This is a genomic window from Vibrio sp. QJM3NY_21 (assembly GCF_057785975.1).
Map to the genome: position 1 here is coordinate 766,551 of NZ_CM173513.1, position 26,778 is coordinate 793,328.

Genomic DNA, 26,778 nt, shown 5'->3' on the forward strand with positions numbered 1-26,778 from the left:
ATTTACGCAATTAAAAGAATCTTTTTCCCGATAAAGTAGTGCAAGTGCGTATGATTACAATAAAGAAGGGTTTGGATCTTCCTATCGCAGGAACTCCATCCCAGGTGATTAATGATGGTAAGTCCATCACTAAAGTCGCCTTGCTTGGCGAAGAGTACGTTGGTATGCGTCCTACGATGCATGCTCGCGTTGGTGATGAAGTGAAGAAAGGCCAAGTTCTTTTTGCAGATAAAAAGAACCCAGGTGTTGTATTTACTTCTCCAGCAAGCGGTAAAGTTATTGAAGTGAACCGTGGTGCTAAGCGTGTTCTTCAATCAGTAGTGATTGAAGTAGCAGGCAATGAGCAAATCACGTTCAATAGCTATGAAGCTAACCAACTAGTAGGCCTTGACCGTGAAACGGTTAAAGCTCAGTTAGTTGAGTCTGGCGCATGGACCGCTTTGCGAACTCGTCCGTTCAGCAAGGTTCCAGCAGTTGATTCTGAAACTCAGGCTATTTTTGTTACTGCTATGGATACTAATCCACTAGCAGCTGAGCCAGAATTAATCATTAACGAGCAGTCTGATGCTTTCGTTGCTGGTTTAGATCTTCTTTCAACTCTGACTAACGGTAAAGTGTACGTTTGTAAAAAAGGTACTAGCTTACCTCGTTCAGCTCAGTCTAACGTTGAAGAACATGTTTTTGATGGCCCACACCCTGCAGGTCTTGCAGGCACGCATATGCATTACCTGTATCCGGTAAATGCACAAAATGTAGCGTGGAGCATTAACTACCAAGACGTGATCGCATTCGGTAAGCTTTTCCTTACTGGTGAGATTTACTCTGAGCGCGTTGTTTCTCTGGCTGGTCCAGTAGTTAACAACCCTCGTCTAGTTCGTACTCAAATTGGTGCTAGCCTTGAAGAGTTGACGGACAGCGAGTTGATGCCAGGTGAAGTTCGCCTGATCTCAGGTTCAGTGCTATCTGGTGTTCACGCTTCAGGTCCACATGCTTACCTTGGCCGTTACCATCAACAAGTTTCGGTTCTTCGTGAAGGTCGTGATAAAGAGCTATTCGGCTGGGCTATGCCTGGTAAGAACAAGTTCTCTGTTACTCGTTCATTCCTTGGTCACGTGTTTAAAGGTCAGTTGTTCAATATGACAACGACAACGAACGGTAGTGATCGCTCTATGGTTCCAATTGGTAACTACGAGAAAGTAATGCCATTAGATATGGAGCCTACTTTGCTGCTTCGCGATCTATGCGCTGGTGACGTTGATAGTGCACAAGCACTTGGTGCGCTAGAGCTAGATGAAGAAGATTTAGCACTGTGTACCTTTGTATGTCCTGGTAAGTACGAGTACGGTCAGTTACTTCGTGAATGCCTAGATACAATTGTGAAGGAAGGGTAATTTTCATGGGCCTTAAAAAGTTTATTGAAGACATCGAGCATCATTTTGAACCAGGTGGTAAACACGAAACGTGGTTTGCGCTTTACGAAGCAGCAGCAACACTTTTCTACACACCAGGTACTGTTACAAAGAAAAGCTCGCATGTCCGTGATAGCGTTGATTTAAAACGTATCATGATCATGGTTTGGCTTGCGGTATTCCCAGCAATGTTCTGGGGTATGTACAACGCAGGTGGTCAGGCTATCGCAGCACTAAACCACATGTATTCAGGTGCAGAACTAGTTTCTATCATTGATGGTAACTGGCACTACTGGCTAACCGAAATGCTTGGAGCCTCCTTAGGGGCCGATGCAGGTTGGGGCAGTAAGATGCTCTTGGGTGCGACTTACTTCTTACCTATCTACGCAACGGTATTTATCGTTGGTGGTTTCTGGGAAGTACTGTTCTGTATGGTGCGTAAGCACGAAGTCAACGAAGGTTTCTTTGTTACTTCTATCTTATTTGCGCTTATCGTTCCGCCAACGCTTCCTCTATGGCAAGCAGCACTAGGTATTACCTTTGGTGTTGTTGTTGCGAAAGAGATCTTCGGTGGTACGGGTCGTAACTTCTTGAACCCTGCTCTTGCTGGTCGTGCGTTCCTGTTCTTTGCATACCCTGCACAGATTTCAGGTGACGTAGTTTGGACTGCTGCAGATGGCTTCTCTGGTGCAACTGCTCTTAGCCAATGGGCTCAAGGCGGCGGTAGTGCACTAATGAACGTAACATCAGGTGAAGCAATCACTTGGATGGACGCATTCATTGGTAACATTCCAGGTTCTATCGGTGAAGTTTCAACGCTTGCACTTATGATTGGTGCAGCAATGATTGTTTACATGGGCATTGCTTCATGGCGCATCATTGCGGGTGTAATGATCGGTATGGTTGCAGTATCAACACTATTTAACGTGATTGGTTCTGACACTAATGCAATGTTCAGCATGCCTTGGCATTGGCACCTAGTTTTAGGTGGCTTCGCGTTCGGTATGTTCTTCATGGCGACTGACCCAGTATCAGCTTCATTTACCAATAAAGGTAAGTGGTGGTACGGCATCCTAATCGGCGCAATGTGTGTAATGATTCGTGTAGTTAACCCTGCATACCCAGAAGGCATGATGCTTGCGATTCTATTCGCAAACCTATTTGCTCCTCTGTTTGACCACGTTGTAATCGAGAAGAACATTAAGCGGAGACTAGCGCGCTATGGCAAGTAATAACGATAGCATTAAAAAGACGCTGTTTGTTGTTATCGCATTGAGCCTAGTGTGCTCAATCATCGTTTCAACAGCTGCAGTTGTTCTTAAACCTAAGCAACAAGCTAACGCAGTTCTGGATCAGCAAACTAAGATCCTTGAAGTTGCGGGCATTGAACTTGCGGGTAATATCCCAGCACTGTACGCAGAGAACATCGAACCTCGTCTAGTTGATTTCGCTACTGGCGATTTCGTTGACGGCGACGCTGCTGCATACGACCAACGTAAAGCGGCAAAAGATCCAGCTCAGTCAATCAAGCTTTCAGCTGAAGATGACATCGCTAAGATCATTCGTCGTGCTAACACGGGTACGGTATACCTAGTGAAAGATGGCGCTGAAACTTCTAAAGTTATCATCCCTGTTCACGGTAACGGTCTATGGTCAATGATGTACGCATTCGTTGCGGTAGAAACTGATGGCAACACAGTTTCTGGTATCACTTACTACGAGCAAGGTGAAACTCCTGGACTTGGTGGTGAAGTTGAGAACCCAACTTGGCGCGCTCAATTCGTTGGTAAGAAATTATTCGACGAAAACCACAAACCTGCTATTCAGGTTGTTAAAGGTGGCGCTCCTCAAGGTTCTGAGCACGGTGTAGATGGCCTTTCTGGTGCAACACTGACCAGCGTTGGTGTTCAACATACATTTGACTTCTGGTTAGGTGATATGGGCTTTGGTCCGTTCCTAGCAAAAGTTCGTGACGGAGGTCTGAACTAATGTCTAGTGCAAAAGAAATTAAAAAGAGCATCTTAGCGCCTGTGTTGGATAACAACCCAATCGCGCTACAGGTTCTTGGTGTGTGTTCTGCTCTTGCGGTAACCACTAAGCTAGAAACTGCATTTGTTATGACTATCGCGGTAATGTTCGTTACTGCTCTGTCTAACTTCTTCGTTTCTTTGATCCGTAACCACATTCCTAACAGTGTGCGTATCATCGTTCAGATGGCAATTATCGCATCATTAGTAATCGTGGTAGACCAAGTGCTTAAAGCATACTTATACGATATCTCTAAGCAGCTATCTGTATTCGTTGGCCTAATCATTACTAACTGTATTGTAATGGGTCGTGCTGAAGCATTCGCAATGAAGTCTGCGCCAATCCCATCTTTCATCGATGGTCTTGGTAACGGTCTTGGTTACGGTTTCGTTCTTATCACTGTTGGTTTCTTCCGTGAGCTTCTAGGCTCTGGCAAACTATTTGGTATGGAAGTACTACCTCTAGTGAGCAACGGTGGTTGGTATCAGCCAAACGGCTTGATGCTTCTAGCACCTTCTGCATTCTTCCTAATTGGTTTCTTGATTTGGGCAATTCGTGTGTTCAAACCAGAACAAGTAGAAGCGAAGGGGTAAGGTAGTCATGGAACATTATATTAGTCTGCTAGTTAAATCGATTTTCATCGAAAACATGGCGCTTTCTTTCTTCCTAGGTATGTGTACATTCCTAGCGGTTTCTAAGAAAGTTAAAACTTCTTTTGGTCTTGGTGTTGCGGTAGTTGTAGTACTTACAATCGCTGTTCCTGTAAACAACCTTGTTTACACACACATCCTAAAAGAAAATGCACTTGTTGCCGGTGTCGATTTAAGTTTCCTTAACTTCATCGCATTCATCGGTGTTATCGCTGCACTTGTACAAATCCTAGAGATGGTTCTAGACCGTTTCTTCCCACCTTTGTACAACGCACTAGGTATCTTCCTTCCATTGATCACAGTTAACTGTGCAATCTTTGGTGGTGTATCTTTCATGGTAACTCGTGACTACAACTTTGCTGAATCTGTTGTTTACGGCTTCGGTTCTGGTGTGGGTTGGATGTTAGCTATCGTTGCTCTTGCGGGTATCCGTGAGAAGATGAAGTACTCTGACGTACCTCCAGGTCTACGTGGCCTTGGTATCACGTTCATTACTGTTGGTCTGATGGCGTTAGGCTTTATGTCTTTCTCTGGTGTTCAACTGTAGGGTAAGCACCCAGTAATAAGGAATAACAAATGCAAAGCATTATTCTTGGCGTAGCGATGTTTACCATTATTGTATTGGCTCTAGTACTAGTGATTCTTTTCGCTAAGTCTAAGCTAGTACCATCAGGTGACATCACTATTGCTGTAAACGGCGACCCTGAAAAGGCGATCGTTACTCAACCTGGTAGCAAGCTACTTGGTGCCCTAGCTGGCGCTGGTATCTTCGTATCGTCTGCTTGTGGTGGCGGTGGCTCTTGTGGTCAGTGTCGTGTAAAAGTTAAGTCTGGTGGTGGCGACATCCTACCAACTGAACTTGATCACATCACCAAAGGCGAAGCTCGCGAAGGCGAACGTCTTGCATGTCAAGTTGCTATGAAAACTGACATGGAGATTGAGCTAGACGAAGACATCTTTGGTGTTAAGAAGTGGGAATGTACAGTTATCTCTAATGATAACGAAGCTACTTTCATCAAAGAGCTAGCACTTGCTATCCCTGAAGGTGAAGAAGTTCCGTTCCGCGCGGGTGGTTATATTCAGATTGAAGCTGAACCACATCACGTGAAATACGCAGATTACGATATTCCTGACGAATACCGTGGTGACTGGGATAAGTTCAACTTGTTCCGTTACGAGTCTATCGTTAAAGAGCATTCGATTCGTGCTTACTCTATGGCTTCATACCCAGAAGAGAAAGGCATCATCAAGCTTAACGTGCGTATCGCAACTCCGCCGCCAAATAACCCTGACGTAGCTCCTGGTGTGATGTCTTCATACATCTGGTCTCTTAAAGAAGGCGACAAATGTACTATTTCTGGTCCATTTGGTGAGTTCTTTGCTAAAGACACAGACAATGAAATGGTATTCATCGGTGGTGGTGCGGGCATGGCGCCAATGCGTTCACATATCTTCGACCAACTTAAGCGTCTTAACTCTACTCGTAAGATGTCTTACTGGTACGGTGCACGTTCTAAGCGTGAGATGTTCTACATTGAAGATTTCGATGGCCTAGCGGCTGCAAACGAGAACTTCGTGTGGCACTGTGCACTGTCTGATCCTCAACCAGAGGACAACTGGGATGGTTACACAGGTTTCATCCACAACGTATTGTACGAAAACTACCTGAAGGATCATGAAGCTCCTGAAGACTGTGAGTACTACATGTGTGGTCCACCAATGATGAACGCGGCTGTTATCGGCATGCTGAAAGATCTTGGTGTAGAAGATGAAAACATTCTACTAGATGACTTCGGTGGTTAATCCATTTAAGTGATTGATATTATGGCTGACTCTTACGAGTCAGCCATTTGTTTTTCTAAGACTACTCGTCACAACAAACTGGCTTATATAAGAAAGAGTAAGGCATTCAAAATACCTATTTTTTACTCTTATTTTTCCTTATATAAATCCTTAACCTTAAACAGGAGTAAGCAAGTGAGAATTTGGCTTGTTGCATTAACTTCTTTGATTTTTCTTGCGGGCTGTGATCAGGCAAGAGAGCAAGTGCATTTAAGTGGCCCTACAATGGGTACCAGTTACAATATTAAGTACATCAATGGTGATGAATTTCCTGAGTCTAACGAAGTTCATACCGAGATCGACCGTCTGCTTGAAGAAGTGAATGATCAAATGTCGACCTACCGTGAGGACTCAGAACTGAGCCGTTTTAACCAGCATCAAGGTGCCGATGCATTCGAAGTATCTGAACAAACAGCTATTGTTGTGAAAGAAGCGATTCGTTTGAACGGTCTTACTGAAGGTGCATTGGATGTTACGGTTGGACCATTAGTTAACCTTTGGGGTTTTGGTCCTGAAGCTCGTCCTGAAGTGGTTCCATCAGATGAAGAGCTTGCGGCTCGCAAGGCTAAGGTTGGTATTCATCACTTAAGCGTTGAAGGTAATAAGCTAAGCAAAGACTTGCCTAACTTGTATGTTGACCTTTCAACTATCGCAAAAGGTTGGGGTGTGGATGTCGTTGCTGATTACCTTGATTCAATTGGTATTCATAATTACATGGTTGAAGTAGGTGGTGAAATCCGCTTGAAGGGTTTAAACCGTGAAAGTGTGGGTTGGCGTATCGCCATAGAGAAGCCAACTGTCGACGAGCGCAACATTCAAGAGATCATCGAGCCGGGTGATATGGCGATCGCAACATCTGGTGACTACCGTAACTATTTTGAGCGCGATGGTGTTCGTTACTCACACATCATCAACCCTGAAACAGGCAAGCCGCTTCATCATAAAGTGGTTTCTGTAACCGTTTTAAACCCGTCTTCAATGACTGCAGATGGCTTATCTACAGGCCTTATGGTCTTAGGTGAAGTAAGAGGAATGGAAATCGCTAACCAGCATAACATCCCAGCGTTTATGGTGGTTAAAACAGCAGATGGCTTTAAAGAAATTGCTTCAGAAGCATTTAAGCCATACTTAGGTAAATAAGGTAAGCGAGAGAATTATGAATACATTTCTGATTACATTTGGTGTTTTTCTTGCAGTAATCGCAGCGATGTCTATTGGCTATATTATCCAAAAGAAAGTTGTGAAGGGTAGCTGTGGTGGCTTAGGGGCTGTTGGTATTGATAAAGTATGTAACTGTCCTGAACCTTGTGATGCGCGCAAAAAGCGTGAAGCACGTGAAGCGTACCGCGAAGAGAAACTGGCTGAGCGTCAGCAAAAAGAAGCTTCTTGGAATAAAGATCGTATTGCTTAATTGCGATTAGCAGCAATAACGATTAGGAGCGAAACCTGCTCCTCAAAAAACAAAGAGCCCAAGGTTAACACCTTGGGCTCTTTTCATTTTAAAGGCTGACTCGATTCGTGCTCTAGGAAAGCAGGAGTTACTCATTAACGCGTTGAAGGTTATTACGAGCGCATATCAACTGGTTTCGACCTTGCTTTTTCGCGGTATAAAGTAGCTCGTCTGCTGCTTTGATTTGCTCGTCTAAAGAGCCTTCTTGGTCGGTCACGCCAATGCTCATGCTCACTTTAATCACATGTGAATCATGCTGCACTTCATGATTTTCAATTGCGACTCTCATCGACTCCAAGGTCTCTATAAAATCTTCAAATGGTTCGCATGACTGAATGCAAAACTCTTCGCCACCGAAGCGAGCCGCTAAATCATCTTTAAAGTGCTCTTTGATGATTTTACCAATCTCAATTAATACCGCGTCACCACCGTCGTGGCCGTAGGTATCATTCACCTTTTTAAAAAAGTCGATATCCATCATGGCGATACTGCGATGTTCGCAGCCTTTACATGTTTGATTGAATAGGTAGCGACGGTTCCAAAGTCCGGTCAGAGCATCCTCGTTTGCATGACGAAACAGCTCGTTGGTCGCTTCTTTCATATCGAGTAATTGGTGAATACGGCAGAAAAATTCTTCTTGGTTAAATGGCTTATAAAGGAAGTCGTTGGCGCCAGCTTTAAGGAAGCGAGCGGTCATTGTGCGATCATCACTGCCAGATAGGCCGAGAATAGCGAGTTGATTACGATCGTGTTGGACTCGAATATCACGGGTCATCGAAATGCCATCTTTGTTCGGCATGTCATGGTCGGTAACGACAAAAGTGATATCAGGATCGTTTTGAAGGAGCTCTAGTGCTTGCTCTCCATCTTCCGCTTGAATCGTTTGAATATATTGATGCTCAAGAAGTTGGACGACATATCGACGAACCACAGCAGAATCATCAACAACTAAAGCTTTATGGTATCGGTTATTCGAGATTCGATTAACCAGAGGAAGTAAGTAACTGACTGACGACATGCTGTCTTTGAGGATGTAATCAAGCACACCTTTTGCGAGCACTTGCTCTCGAAGTGTGTTGTTGAACATGCCCGTGAGCACAATGATTTTTTGTTGATAGCCGAGTACCAAATCAATGATCTCACCATCTTGGCCATCGGGTAAGCAGTAATCGAGCACCGCACACAAGAAATCCGTCTCTTGCTCTAAGATAGCTTTGGCTTCTGCTACAGATTCAGCCAGTGAAACATCATAGCCATCATTTTTAAATTGCTGGTACAGGTAGTTTCTGAATGCACGACTGTCTTCTACTACTAGTATTTTCTCACTCAAAAGCTATCCCTACTTATAGACTAAATACTCCTTAACAATACTATCAGAATAGTAGGCGGCTATTGAAGAGAAACCTCTTGAGCTGGACTCCAGATCATTTTAAATCTGAGAATAATTGATTATACTGTTCATAGATCCAGTTGTAAGGTTGAATTATTCCTAAATGTGTAGTGCGGGCGAAGAGAAAGTTAGAAAAATAATCCATGTTGATATGGATTGTTTTTAAACTTGAGGGTGTTGCGCATTTGTAGCAGGTTGTAAGTAGACGGTTCTCTGCTACTGTTAAACTTTGAGGTATTGTCTTGTGTAGGAGAGTGTATGCAGAGAATCAGCGACAAAGTTTTTAATGGTCACTGGATTTATTTGGATGATTCTAATACACCTATACTCTTGCCTTCTTTGTATGCTCGCTATACAACTCATAAGGGTGTGTCTATAGAGTTGAAGTCAAAATTTGATCGAATTTTATCCAAAACTGAACACTGTTTTGAAGAAGTTGAAATAGGCACAAATGGACAATATGTACGATCTAATCAAATAGGATTATTTTTGGAGTGGGTTGAAGAACAAAATATTTCTGGAAGTCAATTATCCTTGACGAATCATACTGCAATGCCCAGTGAACTTATTAATAGCTACATTAACGATTACCTGATTTGTAGCCAAGGTAAGAGTGAGGTTGTTGTAAACAGAGCTGTTTACTCGTTAAGGAGTTACTACAACTGGTTGCATTATTTTTTTGGGAATGCCTATAAAAATATTTTTATATTCTCTTCTCACAGAGAACTAGCGAGATCTAACAATAAAGAAAACCTATTGGTTAAGTACCTCTTGCCGGCAACAAGAGAGTTGCTCTATCGTCGAGCCGCGACGTTGCTTGAAGAAGTTGTTTTACGAAATGGTGGGGAATTAGGTTGTAGGGCTAGTGAGAATAGAGGATTTTTATTGGAGGACTTCATAACCAATAAAAACAAACATAGCGGTCTTTTGACTTTGTTCTCCCAATTGGAAAAAAAAACAGAGAAGGATGAATTTGAATATCATTTGTCCTCCATATACACCAAAAATGGGCGCTCTAGAACATTATACATACCAAGAATATTATTGATTAAGATGAAACGTTATTATGATACAGAGAGGCCAGAAAGTGATTCTAATCACCTTTTTGTATCAAATTCTAATAATGGTTCCAAAGGTAACTGTATATCATCGAGATTTCCGTCAGATACATTTCATGCAATATTGAACGAAATGATTAAAGATATGAAAGATAAGCCCTATATGTATCGGGGATTTCAAACTCTTGAGAAAGGTGCTGTTTACCATCATTTACGGCACTCCTTTGGAACAGACATTTTTTACGAAGAGTGTAGGAAAAGGGGGAAGATTTATGATTCAATTACTACTGAATCTGCAGTTTATATTGAGACAGCAAGGCTCATGGGACATAAAGTAGATGCTAAATATGGTAACCAAACGACTAAAACCTACATACATTCGTGTGGGCATATAGATAGTTTATTAAAGGCGACCAATGAGGGATAAGAGGGTTGGCAACCCAAACCCAAACCCTGAGCGTGATGCCCCACGAGACAGTGATTATTACGAACAAAAGCTGCAAGCTGAGCTTCGTAGTAATCAGTCTATCAGAGAATCAATATACCCACTTAGCACGAGAACATTGATCATTAGATCTCGCAGTAGGCAAAAATTTTCTCCGCTAAAAATAATTATGACTGATAGCAAAAGCCCAGAGAAAGAAGCTTTATATAAGCTAGTTATTGCGGCGTATAATTATTCATTTTATGATAAATCAGCAGCTATATCGTCGGTCGATGTATTCTGTTCGGCAGTTCCTCGATTTATTGATTGGTTAAACGAGACAGAAATAGATAACCGTTATGATGTATTAAAGAATTATGAAGCATATCATTTCGATTTATTTGATAATCATGGCGGGTCTAGTGCCTTGCTCTCTATAAAAACTATATTTACACATGCATTAGATCGCTCAATAGAACTTTATGAGTATTTGACCTCAGAAGAGTTGCGGTACCTTCACGATTTGAGGAAGACGAGAGTTAGCCCGAATTTGAATAAGTCGCATAAGTCTTTAGCAACTTATTTTGGGGGGATCGATTGGTTAAGGCGGAGTGATGTAGGAATTGGAAGTGATTTATATAGTATATTAGCCTCTCCGAAACTTACGGTTCAATCGTTGAGTTTGAGTGCATCCAATATTATTCTTGAATTGTACAAGAGCAAGCTTGAATTACATAATTTTTTCAAACTTTTTGATTTTAAAGTTTCGGAATTTACTCTCCCTAAAGATTTATCTCATACAAAAAAAAGGGAGTTTGTTGGACTCTTACTATATAAAATTATTTCATTTTATCACAAATCAATAAACCCAAATCCAAGGTTGTATGGTGCGTTAGAAATTGTTTTATTATCAACTGCAAATAGCTTTAAGTCATTTGAAAGAATTAAATGTTCTTTAATTTCTCAAGAATATTGTAATGATCTTTTTCTCAATAAGAATCGAGATAAAAAAAAGGTGAGTATTAGCTTTTGTGCAGATAACTTTTCACAAGTAGAGTCAGGTAACCTTTTTAGTTTGGAGGTACTGAGGGAGCTTAGTAAAAATGACTTCTCTTGTCCAACTACTGCTCTCGATGAGTTAATGTTTTCATGGCTGATGGCGTCTTTAACAGTCCAACCATATGATATCCCAAAACTAACCCATAACTCATTCCGCATGTTAAAAGTCGGTGGGGCAATAAGAGAAATTGAATGCAAGTACTTTAAGAGTCGAGCTAAAGTGTATTGTACTATTCGCTCATTATCGACTAAAACCCTTGAAGGTAAAGCTCTTGTTACTTATCTATCAATGAAAAAAGAAGGAAGCCCTCTGTGTGTAAGAAAGGCTCAATCCTCTATTTTGATGGGATTAAACTCATTAAATGGTAGCCTCTATGGTTTACTAACAACGAATTCCATACAAGCTAGCCTAATTAAACAACATTTAAAGCTAGATAATTTACCACTGGTCATTCCCAGAGCATTGGAAAAGTTACTTGGGAACGGGAAGTACATTTATAATTCTATATCTAATCCAGTTAGCACTTCAAATCGAGAAAGAACTCAGATAGTTAATAAATTTGGAACAACTTGTCCATCGGTGATTTTTGGTCTAAAAATGATAAAAAACAGTGCCGTACACGCATATAGTGATCCTTATACGCTCAATTACTTGGTAAATAGAAACTCCCACACTAATAGAACTGAAAAAGAAAATTACTTAAATAGTGAAAATGAGGCGTGGATAAATTCGTCAGGTCGTATTACCAGAGAGGTAATGTTAGATCTTATAAATAATGTTTTCGATTTGAATTTTGACAAATTGCCTCCGAACAATAGAGAAGAGGTAGTCGAGGAGTTTAATAGCGAGTTTATGGTCGTAACGGAAAATATTTCTTACCGATCCGAAGAGATGTTAGCAAGGCTTAAAGTCGTTACCGGTAAGAAGAAAGGGAAAATGAATGAAGTTGGTGTGTTTGTACACCAAGGTACTGATGATAATACCGGTTTCTCCCATTTGTATGTTATAGATAGCCCAATAACAGCATGGAAGATGAATAATTATTTACATGAATTTAAGAAAGATTATAAGAAGCTACTATCTAAAAAACCAGAATACTTCTATAAAACAGTATTACCTACAGTAGAGTGGATAGAGCATACTTTAAGTCAATTATCGAAAGATAGTCAAAAAATTGGATTGATAATGTTTGAAAAGTCTCTCAGGAACGGTGTGGTGGTGAGTGTATTTGGCTGATTATAAGGGGATTTATTATGGAGGTGAAGAAGCTTGATAGTCGTTATTGTGATTTTTGGGAAAGTGAAAATAAAAAACTGATAGCACATCCTGATTTTTTTGTTGGGAAAGGAACTCTTTTTGATGATGCAGTTTATTTTAATCATAAGACTGTTAAATCTGTAACTAAGATTGATTTTTCAATTTTAGACTGTCCTCATGTAAATCGTGATGTGGCAGCTACATTATGCCTTGATGGGCTCCGATATTCGCTTTCAGCGAAGGAGTACGGCAAGCTGTTTTTTGTTGCAGCTCTGCCCGAAAAAAATATCTATGGCGCTACAGCTATTCCGCAAATGATAGAGCATATTTTTGCTTTTCTAAATGCTTCACAGTACCAAATGATTGATTCAAGTAATATAGATGCATTCTGGGAGTCTTACTTAATCCAATCGGTAAATGAAAATGGTTTTTACAACCGGTTGTCACCCCCATCTTATAACGGGGCTATCAAGTTTTTGCCTCTAGCTAAAATTCGCAATCACCTTAAATCGTTAGGTGTTATTGGGGTTATTGATGAAAGCCTCACACAGAAAAAAATTGAGTCCAAACTTGATGATGTGTGCCGTTCTACTCTCAATATTACATTAAATGAATATCGAAAGGGAGGCAGCTTCAATTTCTTGGGGTTAGAGCTTGGTCAATACTACATTGACTACCTCAGGCAGAATTATCAGCAAGATTATCTCTACACAATCATTTATAAAAAGACCCTTACCTTCTTTATTTCAAAGTACGGCCTAACTAGAGAAAGAGATAAAGGCTTATACTCAAGACTCCTAGGTGTGATTGTATCTGCGATGAGCAGTTATGATTTACAAAGTAACACCATGATTACTAGAGGCGTTCGTCATAATGACCTTTTTAAGGAAGTAAAAGAATTTATCTATTCTCAGTATTTAGCTGAATTTGATAAAGCTATGTCACTAAATGAAAAATGCATAGAAGAATTGGCCTTGAAATTAGGTTTGGGGATGCGATTTGATGTCGTTGAAGTTATACGGATTTTAATGCTCCAGAAGTTCTATGATTTAGGCTGTCATAAATCACCGGAGGAAGTGTGGGCAGGGTATATATCTTCGCTCGAAAAGAGTTTTCTAGACATTCGAAACCTGACAGAAGTGCATGTTGATGAAGTGTATTCACAAATGGATGATATAACGGAGACCCAAAAGCTAAGTAAAATAGATTTTTTGAGAGATATAGTAGATTTTGGTAGTAGGATTCTAGAAAGAGGTACTAGACCTAATTATAGATCCTTTAGGGCTGAATTGAACAGAGTGTTTCACTCAATGCTTACGCTTGTTGCTGCTTGGTTGGGTTACAGAAAAAGTGAATTTGGCTTCCCACTTGACGCCATTCATATAGAAAGAAATCAAGATATTCTTGATAATTCGTATATTCCTTTTCGCTTTAAACTGAAATGGATTGTACCTAAAACTAATAAATCAACAAAAATCAACAGGGAAATTACTTCTCAGTGTTACCAAATCGCCGTTCAACTTAATGACGCATTTTCCCCTGTAGAAGGTGGCCCATGTCTGTACGAGCCTACATTCGTTAAGGAAAGAACAAACGAATCAGGGATGTTTATTGAAATGAGAGTGAAGTCCAACTGGGAGTTTTTCGTATTAAATTATCAGCCTTTTATTGATGCAATACAGCTAGATTCATTACATAAAAAAAATACGCTTGATGAGCGTGACATACAAGATTTAGAACAATTGAGTGCGCGTTATAGGGTTGGGAGTGCTAGTTACACGCATCTACTAACAACAGCTATTAAAGTAAGGCAAGACTGGGATAAAAGGTTACGTTTTACATCTTTTAAGTCCCCCAAAGCTCAACGAGAGCTGAAAGCGTCACTTGAATCTTATATTCAAACTGGTGAAGCAATTGATGAACAACATCAGAGTTTGTTTGAAATTTATCTGTCAGATGTTACTAAGTCACTGCTTCGTTCTCGTGTCGTGGTACTAGACACCAAATCTATTTCAGATCTTATGAATGAGTTACTTGAAGGAGTTCGTTACCCATCCTGTCATTCTTTACGGCATGTATGGGCCGAGGCCGTATTAACTCGCTACCAAGGAGATGTCGGAGCTGTTATTCAGCATCAATTTTGTCATCTAGATAACTCTTTTTTTATGGCTTACCTTAGAGATAAGGATGCACGTGGTCTAATTAAGGTAGCAAGGCAGCGTTATCTTAATTCTATAGTTGAAATGCTACTGCTTGATGCTGATAAGATTGGAGAAGAGTATCTTGGAGGTTTTGCAAGGTACGTAAAAAAAGCCAAGAGTTTAACAAAAGCGATTTCTGAAAGTGAAGTTAAAGCGTTAAGAGAAACGATTAACCGTCGTATTATTACCATTGAGCCAAGTCCTTTTGCTATTTGTGTCCCTAGGGAAGGTAGTGAGAAGCGTGCGAAATGTGCCAAGTTTGGTAGCATAAACCCGCAGGACGCTAAGCCAGAGTTTTGTCTTCATTGTGTAAATTCAGTTATTACAAAAGGTCATATTCGCGGGATTTGGGAAGCAATTCAACCGATGGTCAAAGAGGCTCTCAATAAGGATGCATTGGGATTTATGTTAGAAAATCACCTTCCAACACTCCGTTCCGGCTACAAGAGAATCAGAGAGTTGCAGGCAACTGCTCCAAATAAAGAACAAGTGGGACAGATATTGAGTGCTATTGAAAATTCGATAAGTGCTATTGAGTCTAAATTGGAACAAGATAGGTTGAATTATGGATAAGACAGACTTTGATTTAGATGAACTGATGAGTGAGGAATTTCTTGATGACCTTGATAAGGTTAGTGCTCGGACTGAGGTTCTTATTAAACCTGACTGGGTTGTCGGTAATGAGAGTCATACAAGTTATAGGTCCTGGGAAATGATCTTGGAACTTAAAAAAGAAAAAGAAAAGAACATTAAAAACTATGGAAAGATTGCCAATGAAAAAACTCCTAAATCACTATATCAAATAACAAAATCTGAAGTGGCTAAAAGTTTGGGAGTCAGTGCACAAAGCATTTTTAGAATGTCAAAATTTAGCCCTATGATTCTGGGCTTTTTTGATGAAACCAATTCTGATTTGTTAAAGTCTTATGGAAAAGAGCAGTTAAAACAAAGACGCAGACAAATGAACACAGGTATTAGAGCTAAGAAAAAAGACTTAATCGTTAAGATTCATCAAAATATCGATAAAGAACTGAGTGAGTTGAAAGCTAAAACGACAAAAGATGTTCTTGATTTAGCTGTTGATAAAATACCTTTGGATTTGAAAGTGAAGCTTGGGTTGTAACTTCCTATTTAGCTAAGTTAACTTTATTTTAATGCGCCCATCAACGTTACGTTATCAAGCGAGGTGGTCAAGGAAATAGACTTAAAAGCCCTATAAGCATGTCTTGTACTGACATCGTACATGCAAATGAAGTGCTGAAATTCTACTTCAGAGAGTATTTTTCCGGGAAGTTAAAAGTAAGACACGTTTTATGATAAGTGATCTGCAAAGCTAGCAACCATAGCCAGTCAACCTAAAGTGACTTTGGTAAAAAGGGGCTTCGCGATCTGCAAACATCTTTAATAATGATGCTTTAGTTGTTATGAATACTGATTGTGTGTTGCTTCCATACCTAGTCGTCAAAATGGTTCTGAGAGAGTACGTAACATCAACATTTAAAGGAGCCAGTGATCCGCAATTAACAAACCATAACAAAGTTTTTTTGCTTCCATTTTCGATAGCTTCAAGAAATCTTGAATTTTCTTTTGCGGAGAATGCTGCAGCTGCTGAGTCATATTCTGAAAAATCTAAATAGTGAACACCGATACCTTTTTGCTCGGCGAGTAATGAGGTATGTTTAATGAAATCAGAGTGAAGTACTGATGAGTCAGCAGTAGAGATTCTAAAGTCCATCTCCCAAGCATGATGCACAAAATTTTCAGGAGTAATGTGATGTTCGGGTAAGTTGCATTTTTTATTTTTATTCAATCTAAACTCAGCGTCGTTGTTCTAGTTACTTCTTCGGGTAGAGTAAATCATGACTCATCAATGTACTACTTTCATACCAACATTCTAAATCAAACTTGTACTTATGCGTTCGTTATATTTGTCGGTGGACAATAAATTTTGATCATGAGTAAAGTGTTAGACTTTTAAGGTTCTGGACAGAGGCGAGTTACGACACTCGCTGAAACGTTTCTGGACACTTTCGAGCTAGAAAGTACCACGGATAAAAATCTCACGAAAACACTCCATGCTCTAAACGGCCGATAAAATCGATTACAACCTTAGTGTCTTCGGCTGTCGAAAGCATATCAATTGGTCGTTTGTTACCCAGTCCTCGAACTGGGTTCTTGAACCAATGATTAGCGGCGTCTTCACTTCCAAAGAGTGTTAGCGCAGTCAGAAATGCTTTGTCATAATTCTTTTTGGTTTCTTTATTCACTTTAAACCCCGCCTAAGTTTATGTGATAGGTCTTATACACCATACCTACATTAAGAAAAATAGGCCAAATAATGATTCACAAACTGATAGATAGTAATGATCTCAACAAGAATGAGGTAAAACAGAGCTAGTGCTATTGAACTAACTCATAACTATTCTGTGATCGTTAGCCAACTAAGCATTCCGTACATCACAGAGACCGATCGATAATTATATATTTCAAGAAACAGTGTATACAGGATACTTAATGGGGAGCACTACGTTTCTTGAATACGATGACCGACGATTCCGAATAACTAAGCTCCTGGTAGTAATTCAGTAACATTACACTCTAATGCTTGCGCTAAACCATAAACTTTTTCTAATGTGATGTTCACTTCTCCACGTTCAATACGGCCAACATAGCTTCTATCGATGTCAGCAATCAATGCGAGCTTATCTTGAGATATGCCATTTTTTTTGCGCACGTCACGTAGTTTCATGCCAAATTTAACCGCTAAGTCTTTCATTTTTAGTCCAAGTAAAAATGAAAACTATCCTTAGTTGCGGTATACAAAGCCACGGACTATAATCCGCATTAAAAGTTTAACTCGAAATTCTGGTCAACAAAATGCCAAGCAAGCCAATCACCTTAATTCAGCAGTTCTATCAAATACTCGTTGAAGAACAACTTGATGATTTCTCTGTGTTAGAACTTAGAGATCGCTTCATGGTACTTTCTGATCCAAAGCTCGATAAAGCAACAGCAAGAAGATTTGTATATCGACATATCTTACGTCTAGTGAAGAAAAAATTACTCAATAAGGTATGCGTTGATGAAGGTCAGAAAGCTACGTACCAAAAGACAGCTCTATTTTCCAAAACATCATGGGAAACCACTGGGGATGACCAAACTATTTGCCAAAAAAAAACACCTTGTAAAAGCAAGCTAGCGCTCCCTAAAGCCATACTTCAAGAAAGGCTAGAACAGTGTGAAAGTGATTTCTTGGCATGCTTACATGAGTTTGAAACCTATCAGGACCTGAGTTCTCAGTTCCCCCACCTAAAAGAAAGCCTTTATGATGTAAGGCATAAAACTAAAGTACAGAGCTCAAAGCTCGTCGGGGAAATACGAGCCATCAAAATGGCATTAACCCTCTCATGATGCTTTTACGACAATGGCAATCTGAGTGTACAGAGTTAGCTTTAAATCGTTACCAAAAAGGCCAACATCACTTTCTTTGCCTCGCTACACCAGGGGCGGGAAAATCCGTCATGGCTGCAGAAGTCGCATCCCGACTATTTCAAAAAGATAAAATTGATTTTGTACTCTGTTTTTCGCCTTCTTCCGCTATATCTAAAGGGTTGTCGCGCACCTTTAAGGCTCGTCTTAATTGTCGCTTTGATGGCGTTATCGGCGCTCTAGGAGCCTCGTACACCTATCAGTGTTTGCCGTTCTTTGATGAGTCCTTTTGGACACTATTGCGAAACCATCGTGTACTGGTGGTATTTGATGAAATTCACCACTGTGCAGGACTAAATATTGCGGAGGCAAATGCGTGGGGTAAAACGATTATTGAACATATTCAATCTCATGCCCGTTACACGCTTTCACTAACCGGTACGCCATGGCGTTCAGATAAAGCACCAATTAGCTTATCGAGCTATAACACCGCCAATACAAAAATTGAATGCGATTATATATATGGGTTAAGCCAAGCTGTTAAAGATGGCGTGTGCCGCTTACCCAATATTGTTTTAGTAGATAACGATCAGATCACAGCTACCTCTAGCGAATCCGAAGCTCGCTATTTCTCATCCATTAGTGACTATCTCGATGAACCTTGTGCTCGCTATCAAAGCATCATCAATGATGATACCTGCATGAGGTATCTAATAAAGTCTGGCATAGCAACACTAGAAGCCATTCAACAAAAGAAGTCGAATGCCGCGGGATTAGTGGTTGCTTCATCCATCGAACATGCGATTAGATTACATGCGATTATTTCTGGGGAGTTTAAAAAGAAAGCGGCTATTGTTACTTATAAGCATGATGACCCACCAAGCATTATTGATGATTTTAGAAGCAATGATACTGATTGGATCGTCAGTGTGGGAATGATCAGTGAAGGAACCGACATTCCAAGGCTTCAAGTCTGTTGTCACTTAAGCAACGTAAAAACAGAGCTTTATTTTAGGCAGGTATTAGGCCGTATATTGAGGATAAACCAAGGGCTGAACCAAGAAGCGTGGTTGTACACCTTCGCCGAGCCCAACTTAGTGAAATATGCACACCGAGTTGCTGAAGAAATCCCTGAACACAATGTCTTACATCACAAACACATAGATGCCAAAAGCTCGACGCTCCCAAAGAAGCATGAACCTCAACCATCCAACGACACTCGCCAAGATGACTCACTCGATATGGATAGATGGGAAGCATCACGAACAACTCAAAAAGATCAAAAATCAGCAAACCTAATGAGTCAAAATTCTGAATCTAACAACCACTATTTTGATATCGTTGGTGACTTTAGACAGCAAATTGTTGATGTATTTCGTTATCAAGATTAATCCGTCGATAGTCCAATAAATAAGCAGGTTATATTATTAATCGCAAAGCCACTAGCGTAATAACCGACTCTAAAATATACATTTTTGAGCGGAAACAGACCAACACGTCATAGACGTAAGTCGTGATACAAGACCGCTAATTCATGTTCCATTCGGGCAGTAACATTCATAGCTACTAAGCCCAAGCTTTTCTTTATAACATGATAAAACTCGGCCAATTTCAACCGACACCGTTTAGGTTGAAATTCGCCACATATCACAGAATAAGCTATGAGCTAGCTCAAAGATGGACATAAATTGAGTTTCAGGGATTCTAATATTAGTGATTCATGAATAACTTTTTATAAGGCCAGTTTGCCAATTAATACGCCTTTGTACAGTGCGCACTTTGTCTGATTATGTTTAATGGTGCATACCTTGTAAAATCAGTCAACCTCTTGTGTTTAGGGGGGGCTCATTGAAGTATCGCGAAATGAGTAAGAATTACATTTTTCGAGAGTTAGAGTGCTAAATGACGAAGTCGCTGAACTGTGTTTTAAAACTGTGAGAACAGTCACAGCTTGAGATGAGGGAAAACCAATACCTCCTGAGTGCACAAGACTTATGCGGATGGCCAAAGGTAGAGAACTTAGCATTAGTGAAGATTGGGTGCAGTTCAAAATGTTATACGACAGTATGGAGCTGTCGACAGGCCAAGTGGTGAAGCCACAACAAATACTAGCAGTTGGGGATTCAATCAGAGTTAGAGATTAAGACTTCAACACACCTACTTGGATTAGCTAGGGCGATAGCGAATATTAAGAAATAGGATTAGAAAAGTATGGTTTTATCAATGCGAATTCAAAGTCTAGGTTGCATCAGTTAACTAGGTAATCTTTCGTTGATATGGTTACCTTGACTGGCACAAAGATATACCTTGTTTAGTGGATTAGTCAGTCCTCCTTTTTGGTCATATCAAGGAGAAATAAGCCGAACCTTTATCGAGAGGGTTCGGCTTTTTTATTTTACTTTATTCTAAAGCTTTATGTACAAATCCCATAAATTTTGTGGTTGCTTGTTCTAATGTTTGGTCTTCTTTTTTTGAGACCCCCATGTCCAATCCCTTTTGACTGTCGGGCGTTGTCTGTACATAGATCTTATTTAAATCGAGGTGTATCGATGTTAATCGTTTTATCGGGGAAGCGTAATCGATAGAAAATTTGCAAAGTAATTCTATTTTTTCAATTACCAGTCGAGACACATAAATAAAACTCATAGATTGATAAAGATAAGAGTTTGAGTATTGTGAGTTAGCTTTGACAGCCAGAAAATTCACATAGTCCTGGCTATCTCTGTACATAAAGTCATAGAGGTCACAAATTATTTTGTAGTAATGCTTCTGGGTTTCCTGATCCAAATTTGAATCTATAGCGTTAGTGTATGAGCTTTCAATCTCATTAACAACTAGGTCAAGTCTTGACAGTAAAGCTAATAGCAACGGATTAATCGCATAATTGCCAGTCGGCGCATCTGGGTAGATATTGTTATGAGCAAATCTTAAATCAATCTCTTTATCTACACGTTGAGATAGGTACTTGGTGAATTCATCTATGTGTTTGTAGTAGTTGGAGAATACATTCTGTTCATTGGTGACGCGAATTTGTTCCTTTGTTTGTTCTGAACGGTGGTTCGCTGCAAGCAAAGCGATTACTGGAATAATTAGGGCGGCAATAGAAAGAGGGAATTTGAAAACCATAAAAAATAGATTGAAACCGTCATAACTCCAATTAAACGTAAGGTTTGAATTACAAGCTATTGTGATTGCAATTGATACTGAAAAGGAAAGTAGAGCAAACGCTGTTACTCTCACTACATTAAGACTTAAAAAACTCTTATGGGGATCGAAAAAATTCGAACTCATTAATTAAACCTCTGATTACTTAGTCTATGCAAAGTATAATCACCTCTAACTAGCAGGGGAAGATAATCTTAACTAGACGAAGTAATTATTAAACTTATCTGAACCTACATTGATTTCTTTCTTGGTAGGACTATAAAGAACTATTGTCAAAGAACTTAAATCAATATAATTCATAGAAATCACCATGCTCAATCGAGGTGGTTTGTGTCTGTTTGACAATTTGTCCTTATGACTATTAAAAGTGATTATCAATGAAAAAAAATAAGACAGTAGCTTTAATCTGGGTTGTAACATCTTGGGCTGTGATTTGGTTAGGGCTATACATCATGAATTTTTATAAACTTCCTATAAGCAATGATCCTGAACCTTGGGCACATTTTTCAACATTCTTTAGCGGTGTAATAATTGGGCCACTTACGTTTTCTGCTTCAGGAATAGCGGCATGGTTTGTTTATAAAACATTAGAAATTGAACGAAAAAATTACAGGAAAAATGTCGCTATAATTGAAGTGGACTCATATAAAGATAAACTTTTAAGGTTTAAAGAGGCTTTCGATGAAAAAATCAATCTTCGAGTAAACAATAAAAATTTTCACAATGAGCTAGAAGGGAAAAAAATTGTTGAAATACTACAAGCGTACGCACATACAACTAGGGTTCTTACTAACGAAGAAGAGCAAGAGATGTTGAAGCTTGCTCATTCCATTCTTGGGAGTGTAAACGTTCTTGTCCAATGTGCTTATACGTATAGCCATATGATGAATCATAAGATAATTGAAACAGAAGACGAGAAGGAAGCTCATGTCTGTACAGAGTACTTTATCTGGTATAACCGCTATAGCATACTTGCTCTTAACTTAATAAAAATATGTGAACCAAATAAAATAGAAGAAAATGAGTATTTTCAGTGCTTATTCGTTCTTGAAACTGATAACGAAAACCACTTCATAAAAAAATCACTTAGTTCATAATTATTGAAGCCATTTAAGCGCACTCTGTTGAGTTGGTCGAATTTACCCCCGTGATACAACACGGGGATTCACGACGAACAGCATTTGAAGAATGGATAACTTCTAGTAGGACAAAACCCCATGAACAGGATATGAATGAGTAAAAGGTGGGGCATAAACTATTTAGATCAAATGCTCTAAACTGGTTTTGAACAAAGCCTTCTTAGAGTAATCACGTAAAATATGTGATCACGTAAAATAGAAAAACTCGGATAACTTTTGCTATCGGAAAGTCGCTCAGTGAGGTGTCCAGTTCTGCTGGTTCAGATCACTACAAGCCTTAAATCGTGATTATTCCAACTTCTGATGCTTTAGACAGGTACATTAATGGGTTGTTGGTGGGCTCTTTCAATGCTTGGCCTCTTGACACAGAAACTTCTAAACCAGACACAAATCCAGCAAGAGCACCAACCGCAGTTGCCATAGTAAAAGAATAACCTGTGAACATATCGATTCCAAAAGCCGGTAATGCTGCCCCCCCGAGGTTAGCCAAACCTGTTGTTTGAATTAGGTCTTTCCCAGAAAGTTTGTATTGAACGTCAATATCAAACTTATTGAAAATACGGAATCTTTCCTTTGATACTTGGTCAAGGTTATTGATCGAGTTTTGAAATCTAGTTATTGCTTGTTTGCCCTCAAGAGTTTGATCGGGTGCAGATAACACTTCTTTATACATTTCATTTATGCAGTTATGTAAATCACCTAGCTCGTCACTTCGGTAATCTTTGAATTCAAGTATCTCGTTAATATTCACCGAACGATCAGGAACAGGAAGCACGTTAGTCAAGCCAAAACGAATATGATCGTTTTGCTCGGACAACTCAGGAGGTAAGTAGAACTGATTACAATCAGATTGATGAATAAGCCAATCAACATTAGGATCTTTGTTGAACATTTTAGCTAGTTCAGCTTGCTCTAATAGCATTGCATCAGCAATATCTTGGCTAGAGTATCGTCCATTGCCAAAGCTCAATTTAGGTCTCAGAACTTTTCCTGTTGCGACGAGGTCTTCTTGGTCGGGAATACCGAAAGATATGAGGTTGTTGTCGGGAACAATCATCTTGTCCCAGTACAACATATAGTACCTAACCATCTCAGGAGTTAGTTTCGAACTGAATGACAAACCTGTCATGTTGTACTGAATGTTCATCGGTAACGCAATAACACCTCTTTCCATCATATTCCCCATAACCATATAGATAAAAGGACATTGTAACCCCTAAGCAATTAGTTGCAAAAGCCGCTTGAGTCTACATATTAAAATTTGCGCTCGGCGAAGGCATCTGTGCTTAAGCTTATCAATAATCGAGATTAAAAAAGGGGCAGATCTGAGCTAGTGGTACTTTGAGAGAAAAGTGCCACGAGTAAAACTTCAGATCTATGAAGCCTCTGGACATTTCTGTGTTAGTGGTTTTGCTAAATTAGCAATTCATGAATAACTACAAGTATGGAAAGTCACTAACTTGGTGCCATGCGTTAATAGACCAGTTCACGGCGCAATGCCCCTCGACCATCATCGAATAATTTACTTAATAAAGTGGCTTCAGGCTTGTTCAACACTCGGAATTTAGTGTTGGCTTAGCAACACCTTAATCCTTATTTGTTATGCCTCTTGGTCACGATAGACATTCGGTTGCCAGATTTGCATTAATATCTCTGGATTTTCTACTGGTCTAAAACCGAATTGAGCATAGAGACCGTGAGCATCCCTAGTAGCCAAAACCATCCTACGGAGTCCTTTTACATCAGCGTGTTCGACTATCGTTTGCACTAACAACTTGCTCAGACCTCTCCCTCTATGACGATCGTCAATAAACACATCCGCAAGGTAAGCGAATGTAGCTCTATCTGTTATGAGTCGAGCAAAGCCAACTTGATCGCCAGTGTCAGTAAAAACACCAAAACAAAAAGAGTTTGATATCGCCTTTTTCAAAGTTTCTCTTGGAATCTCAGAAGCCCAATAACTACGTGAAATAAATTTATAGATAAACTCAAAGTCGAGGCCTTCATTGTTTGTGCTTACTTTGTATCCTTGCATTACTCTCCATCCTTGAGACATAAACGCCAAATTAAGTAGTGAGTAACGCTACCACCCACCTAAACTATTGTGCCGTAAACACTTAAGCTGATTCAAAGCAAAAATGCTGAGCGTTACGAATCTGCTTGAATTTATTGTTAGGCGATTGTTGCACGCAGATACTCCTCGTGCACTGACTCTCTCAAAGTCAGCATATACTCAGATGTCCTATTTTCTGGAAGGTTAGTTTTTCTTTTAGGGCTGCTCGCATTTTCTTGCCAATAACGAAACCTTTGGAAAAGTTTACTCCCATGACCATATTTCTTCCCCCACATAGTAGAGAATGTATGTTCAAGCCTGTCAAAGTAATCTTCTGGCTCTTCAGTAGAGCGAGGAAGCATCATATTTGCTGTTTTGGCAACAGCTTTGTCCATGCTAGCCAGTAGCCACAACTGTTCAGGATCTTTATTAGCTAATGTTAGCCAGTGCTGAAGTAGTGCTAAATCCCAACCAGCATTCCTGACGCTTTTCATTGAGTTAGACTTGAGCATTTTAGGAACTTTCTCGCCACTAAAATATATCGCCATGAAGAAAAATGCAGGAGCACAAAACACATACTCCTCAAACATCCATTCTAATAATAACTTCACAGCTTCATAATCGTTTTTGCACTTAGAACGAATGCTCAGCCCCTTTTTGATGACGACTATATTGAACTCAAAAGCTTTGACACGGCATTCCGTATCAAAGTTAGCCAACTCGCCTGTTTGATAGCGAGGAGCAACTTCAGAGGGGATAGAGTTAATGTTATTTAATGCAATATCCAAATATAAATTTGCATCCAAATTATCTGCTGAACGGAAATAGCTTAGCTCTTCATCTGCACGTTCGACAGAAGAGTTCTCAATGTATTCATGATATGAAAGACCCGGTTCAGATTTTATGTTTGAAGCATTGAAAAAGGCTTGAAGAGCGGCGGTCAGCCTATGACAACGGCTTGCTTCAAAGTCTGGCGACAAATTAATACCTTTAACCAAGTCAATTAAATATGAGACGATATTTCTATCAAGCAAACAGCTAACCTTTTGGTTACTGTTCAATAAATAATTTTCAAGTTTATATGCATGGTCAGAATCAATTCCATAGGGATTGAGCAAAACTTTTGACTCAATCAAAAGCTTTTCAATTTCTTTAAAGTCGCAGAGCCTTTCTTGATATATTACTGCTTCCATACTTCCCTCAAATCGCCTAACGCTAAGCTAAGCTGTGAGTGCACGTGTGCCATAATTTGAGCGAAGCGAAATCGGCACGCGTTCACGAATCAGACTTGAGCGTCTTGTTAGTGCTCGTGTTCACCAGTTCTGATTCTTCGGTCTATTTCTCTGCGAACAGCTCCAAGCGCATATGATTTAGCGCCACCAGTAATTGTTCCTTTGATAGTATTTGAGCAATTTTCACATATAAAGTGAGTTACGGTTGGCTCATAAAAACTATTTTTAGAGCTATCATCATAAACAAGTGTTGCATCGCACGAGGGACAAAAGCACCATAAATTAGTAATTTCGTGTCCGCTCCAACTCCAACGCCATTTTAGGTTAAAGATTGAACCTTCCTTGTAGTCAGAGTGTTCAGGCGCGTCGAAATTACTTTTAATAGCAAAGATAATTGTTAAGAAGCCAATTATAGCAAATGCAAAGATAATCAATAAAAACCAGCCTGAGAAAGAATAATTTTCAAAAAGGCTATTCCAAAGCCATTTAACGCCAGACCATATCCAATCCAATGCATAACTGGCATAACTACGTACAGTGGGTATTAGCAACAAAATGATACCAGCAATTACTGAAGCAATTACCCCGTTTCGTATATTTTTAATAGAACTTTCGCTCATAACTCTCCTAGAGCACTAACATTTTAATATCGTGCAGGCACGGATTCACACTTTCAGTGTACCCCAAGCCCATTACTTAACCAACTGAAAAATAAGAACATAATGCAGTATAAATCCGATTTTTCAGGTGCAAACCGTGCAAACACACATTGCTTCCAATTCAAGGCACGTTATCACTGAAGAACTTCCATTTAGTTATCGACTATTCAATAGCTTAGAAACACTTTAACAACGTATTCGTGCGTAATTGTGTTTGAAGATCAGTCTCTAGTGGTCTAGTGGTCTAGTGGGTTAGAACTTTAGGCATGAGGAAAAGTAAGACAAGTTCCTGAGTTTGAATCTGAGTTCAATCCCTCTCTGGCTCACTTTGG

24 protein-coding genes and 1 pseudogene are annotated in these 26,778 nt (G+C 39.7%); 16 read left to right on the plus strand and 9 right to left on the minus strand.

What is annotated here, in order from left to right; translation table 11 throughout:
- Positions 1–50: 50 nt before the first annotated feature.
- The 8 genes from AC3CID_RS03385 (at position 51) to nqrM (ending at position 7,340) form a co-directional block, all read left to right on the plus strand.
- A complete protein-coding gene (locus AC3CID_RS03385) occupies positions 51–1,391 on the plus strand; it encodes a Na(+)-translocating NADH-quinone reductase subunit A (RefSeq protein ID WP_017080319.1) in 1,341 nt (446 codons plus the stop codon).
- 5 nt (positions 1,392–1,396) lie between these two features.
- Positions 1,397–2,641: an NADH:ubiquinone reductase (Na(+)-transporting) subunit B gene (locus AC3CID_RS03390; protein ID WP_004735208.1), complete on the plus strand. Its 1,245-nt coding sequence runs from the start codon at positions 1,397–1,399 to the stop codon at positions 2,639–2,641.
- Positions 2,631–3,398 carry a Na(+)-translocating NADH-quinone reductase subunit C gene (locus AC3CID_RS03395; RefSeq protein WP_004735209.1) on the plus strand — a complete coding sequence of 256 codons (768 nt, stop codon included), beginning with the start codon at positions 2,631–2,633 and terminating at the stop codon, positions 3,396–3,398. Before AC3CID_RS03390 ends, AC3CID_RS03395 begins: the two co-directional genes overlap by 11 nt.
- A complete protein-coding gene (locus AC3CID_RS03400; protein WP_004735210.1) occupies positions 3,398–4,030 on the plus strand; it encodes an NADH:ubiquinone reductase (Na(+)-transporting) subunit D in 633 nt (210 codons plus the stop codon). The genes AC3CID_RS03395 and AC3CID_RS03400 overlap by 1 nt, the downstream gene beginning before the upstream one ends.
- Before the next feature lie 7 nt (positions 4,031–4,037).
- Entirely contained in the window at positions 4,038–4,634 is a 597-nt protein-coding gene (nqrE, locus tag AC3CID_RS03405; protein ID WP_004735211.1) for an NADH:ubiquinone reductase (Na(+)-transporting) subunit E, read from the plus strand.
- A gap of 29 nt (positions 4,635–4,663) precedes the next feature.
- Positions 4,664–5,890: an NADH:ubiquinone reductase (Na(+)-transporting) subunit F gene (nqrF, locus tag AC3CID_RS03410; protein ID WP_004735212.1), complete on the plus strand. Its 1,227-nt coding sequence runs from the start codon at positions 4,664–4,666 to the stop codon at positions 5,888–5,890.
- Positions 5,891–6,064: 174 nt separating this feature from the next.
- Positions 6,065–7,069, plus strand: a complete 1,005-nt coding sequence (locus AC3CID_RS03415; protein WP_146457511.1) for an FAD:protein FMN transferase — start codon at positions 6,065–6,067, stop codon at positions 7,067–7,069.
- Positions 7,070–7,085: 16 nt separating this feature from the next.
- A complete protein-coding gene (nqrM, locus tag AC3CID_RS03420; RefSeq protein ID WP_004735214.1) occupies positions 7,086–7,340 on the plus strand; it encodes a (Na+)-NQR maturation NqrM in 255 nt (84 codons plus the stop codon).
- 127 nt (positions 7,341–7,467) lie between these two features.
- Here nqrM and AC3CID_RS03425 read toward each other — a convergent pair whose 3' ends face one another.
- Complete coding sequence (locus AC3CID_RS03425) at positions 7,468–8,709, minus strand: diguanylate cyclase (RefSeq protein ID WP_065206871.1); 1,242 nt, start codon at positions 8,707–8,709, stop codon at positions 7,468–7,470.
- A 318-nt stretch (positions 8,710–9,027) separates the two neighbouring features.
- On the opposite strand from AC3CID_RS03425, the gene AC3CID_RS03430 reads away from it, so the two are divergent.
- Genes AC3CID_RS03430 through AC3CID_RS03445 form a run of 4 tightly spaced genes read left to right on the plus strand, consistent with a single transcriptional unit; the run spans position 9,028 to position 15,892 of the window.
- On the plus strand, positions 9,028–10,254 hold the full coding sequence (locus tag AC3CID_RS03430; protein WP_372137098.1) for a site-specific integrase: 1,227 nt from the start codon (positions 9,028–9,030) through the stop codon (positions 10,252–10,254).
- Positions 10,244–12,547 (plus strand): hypothetical protein, encoded by a 2,304-nt coding sequence (locus AC3CID_RS03435; protein ID WP_488526952.1) that lies wholly within the window; start codon positions 10,244–10,246, stop codon positions 12,545–12,547. Before AC3CID_RS03430 ends, AC3CID_RS03435 begins: the two co-directional genes overlap by 11 nt.
- A 17-nt stretch (positions 12,548–12,564) precedes the next feature.
- A complete protein-coding gene (locus tag AC3CID_RS03440) occupies positions 12,565–15,342 on the plus strand; it encodes a hypothetical protein (protein ID WP_488526953.1) in 2,778 nt (925 codons plus the stop codon).
- Positions 15,335–15,892 (plus strand): hypothetical protein, encoded by a 558-nt coding sequence (locus tag AC3CID_RS03445; protein ID WP_488518517.1) that lies wholly within the window; start codon positions 15,335–15,337, stop codon positions 15,890–15,892. The genes AC3CID_RS03440 and AC3CID_RS03445 overlap by 8 nt, the downstream gene beginning before the upstream one ends.
- A 210-nt stretch (positions 15,893–16,102) precedes the next feature.
- Here AC3CID_RS03445 and AC3CID_RS03450 read toward each other — a convergent pair whose 3' ends face one another.
- The 3 genes from AC3CID_RS03450 to AC3CID_RS03460 all read right to left on the minus strand — a co-directional run bounded on the left by AC3CID_RS03450 (position 16,103) and on the right by AC3CID_RS03460 (position 17,545).
- Positions 16,103–16,579, minus strand: a complete 477-nt coding sequence (locus tag AC3CID_RS03450; RefSeq protein ID WP_231897787.1) for a hypothetical protein — start codon at positions 16,577–16,579, stop codon at positions 16,103–16,105.
- 250 nt (positions 16,580–16,829) lie between these two features.
- Positions 16,830–17,036 carry an antitoxin Xre/MbcA/ParS toxin-binding domain-containing protein gene (locus AC3CID_RS03455; RefSeq protein ID WP_488526954.1) on the minus strand — a complete coding sequence of 69 codons (207 nt, stop codon included), beginning with the start codon at positions 17,034–17,036 and terminating at the stop codon, positions 16,830–16,832.
- A gap of 296 nt (positions 17,037–17,332) precedes the next feature.
- Positions 17,333–17,545 carry a helix-turn-helix domain-containing protein gene (locus AC3CID_RS03460; protein ID WP_372276220.1) on the minus strand — a complete coding sequence of 71 codons (213 nt, stop codon included), beginning with the start codon at positions 17,543–17,545 and terminating at the stop codon, positions 17,333–17,335.
- 101 nt (positions 17,546–17,646) lie between these two features.
- Between AC3CID_RS03460 and AC3CID_RS03465 the strand changes: the two genes are divergently transcribed.
- The 3 genes and pseudogenes from AC3CID_RS03465 to AC3CID_RS03475 all read left to right on the plus strand — a co-directional run bounded on the left by AC3CID_RS03465 (position 17,647) and on the right by AC3CID_RS03475 (position 20,397).
- Positions 17,647–18,180, plus strand: a complete 534-nt coding sequence (locus tag AC3CID_RS03465; protein WP_488518519.1) for a hypothetical protein — start codon at positions 17,647–17,649, stop codon at positions 18,178–18,180.
- On the plus strand, positions 18,180–19,589 hold the full coding sequence (locus AC3CID_RS03470; protein ID WP_488518872.1) for a DEAD/DEAH box helicase: 1,410 nt from the start codon (positions 18,180–18,182) through the stop codon (positions 19,587–19,589). Before AC3CID_RS03465 ends, AC3CID_RS03470 begins: the two co-directional genes overlap by 1 nt.
- Before the next feature lie 457 nt (positions 19,590–20,046).
- A pseudogene (locus AC3CID_RS03475) lies at positions 20,047–20,397 on the plus strand (regulator).
- A gap of 201 nt (positions 20,398–20,598) precedes the next feature.
- Here AC3CID_RS03475 and AC3CID_RS03480 read toward each other — a convergent pair.
- Complete coding sequence (locus AC3CID_RS03480; RefSeq protein ID WP_488526955.1) at positions 20,599–21,489, minus strand: hypothetical protein; 891 nt, start codon at positions 21,487–21,489, stop codon at positions 20,599–20,601.
- 251 nt (positions 21,490–21,740) lie between these two features.
- Here AC3CID_RS03480 and AC3CID_RS03485 point away from each other — a divergent pair, with 251 nt between their 5' ends.
- Positions 21,741–22,460: a BTB/POZ domain-containing protein gene (locus AC3CID_RS03485; RefSeq protein WP_488526956.1), complete on the plus strand. Its 720-nt coding sequence runs from the start codon at positions 21,741–21,743 to the stop codon at positions 22,458–22,460.
- Between the two features lie 319 nt (positions 22,461–22,779).
- Here the strand turns inward: AC3CID_RS03485 and AC3CID_RS03490 are convergent, their stop codons facing one another.
- From AC3CID_RS03490 to AC3CID_RS03505, 4 genes are all read right to left on the minus strand, one after another.
- Positions 22,780–23,676, minus strand: coding sequence for a DUF6236 family protein (locus tag AC3CID_RS03490; protein WP_488526957.1), 897 nt, complete (start codon positions 23,674–23,676; stop codon positions 22,780–22,782).
- Positions 23,677–24,102: 426 nt separating this feature from the next.
- The gene (locus AC3CID_RS03495; RefSeq protein ID WP_102551158.1) at positions 24,103–24,537 is read right to left on the minus strand and encodes a GNAT family N-acetyltransferase; all 435 of its coding nucleotides are present in this window, start codon (positions 24,535–24,537) and stop codon (positions 24,103–24,105) included.
- A gap of 137 nt (positions 24,538–24,674) precedes the next feature.
- Positions 24,675–25,748 carry a hypothetical protein gene (locus AC3CID_RS03500; protein ID WP_248370524.1) on the minus strand — a complete coding sequence of 358 codons (1,074 nt, stop codon included), beginning with the start codon at positions 25,746–25,748 and terminating at the stop codon, positions 24,675–24,677.
- 107 nt (positions 25,749–25,855) lie between these two features.
- Positions 25,856–26,407 (minus strand): hypothetical protein, encoded by a 552-nt coding sequence (locus AC3CID_RS03505; RefSeq protein WP_102551159.1) that lies wholly within the window; start codon positions 26,405–26,407, stop codon positions 25,856–25,858.
- Between the last annotated feature and the right edge of the window lie 371 nt (positions 26,408–26,778).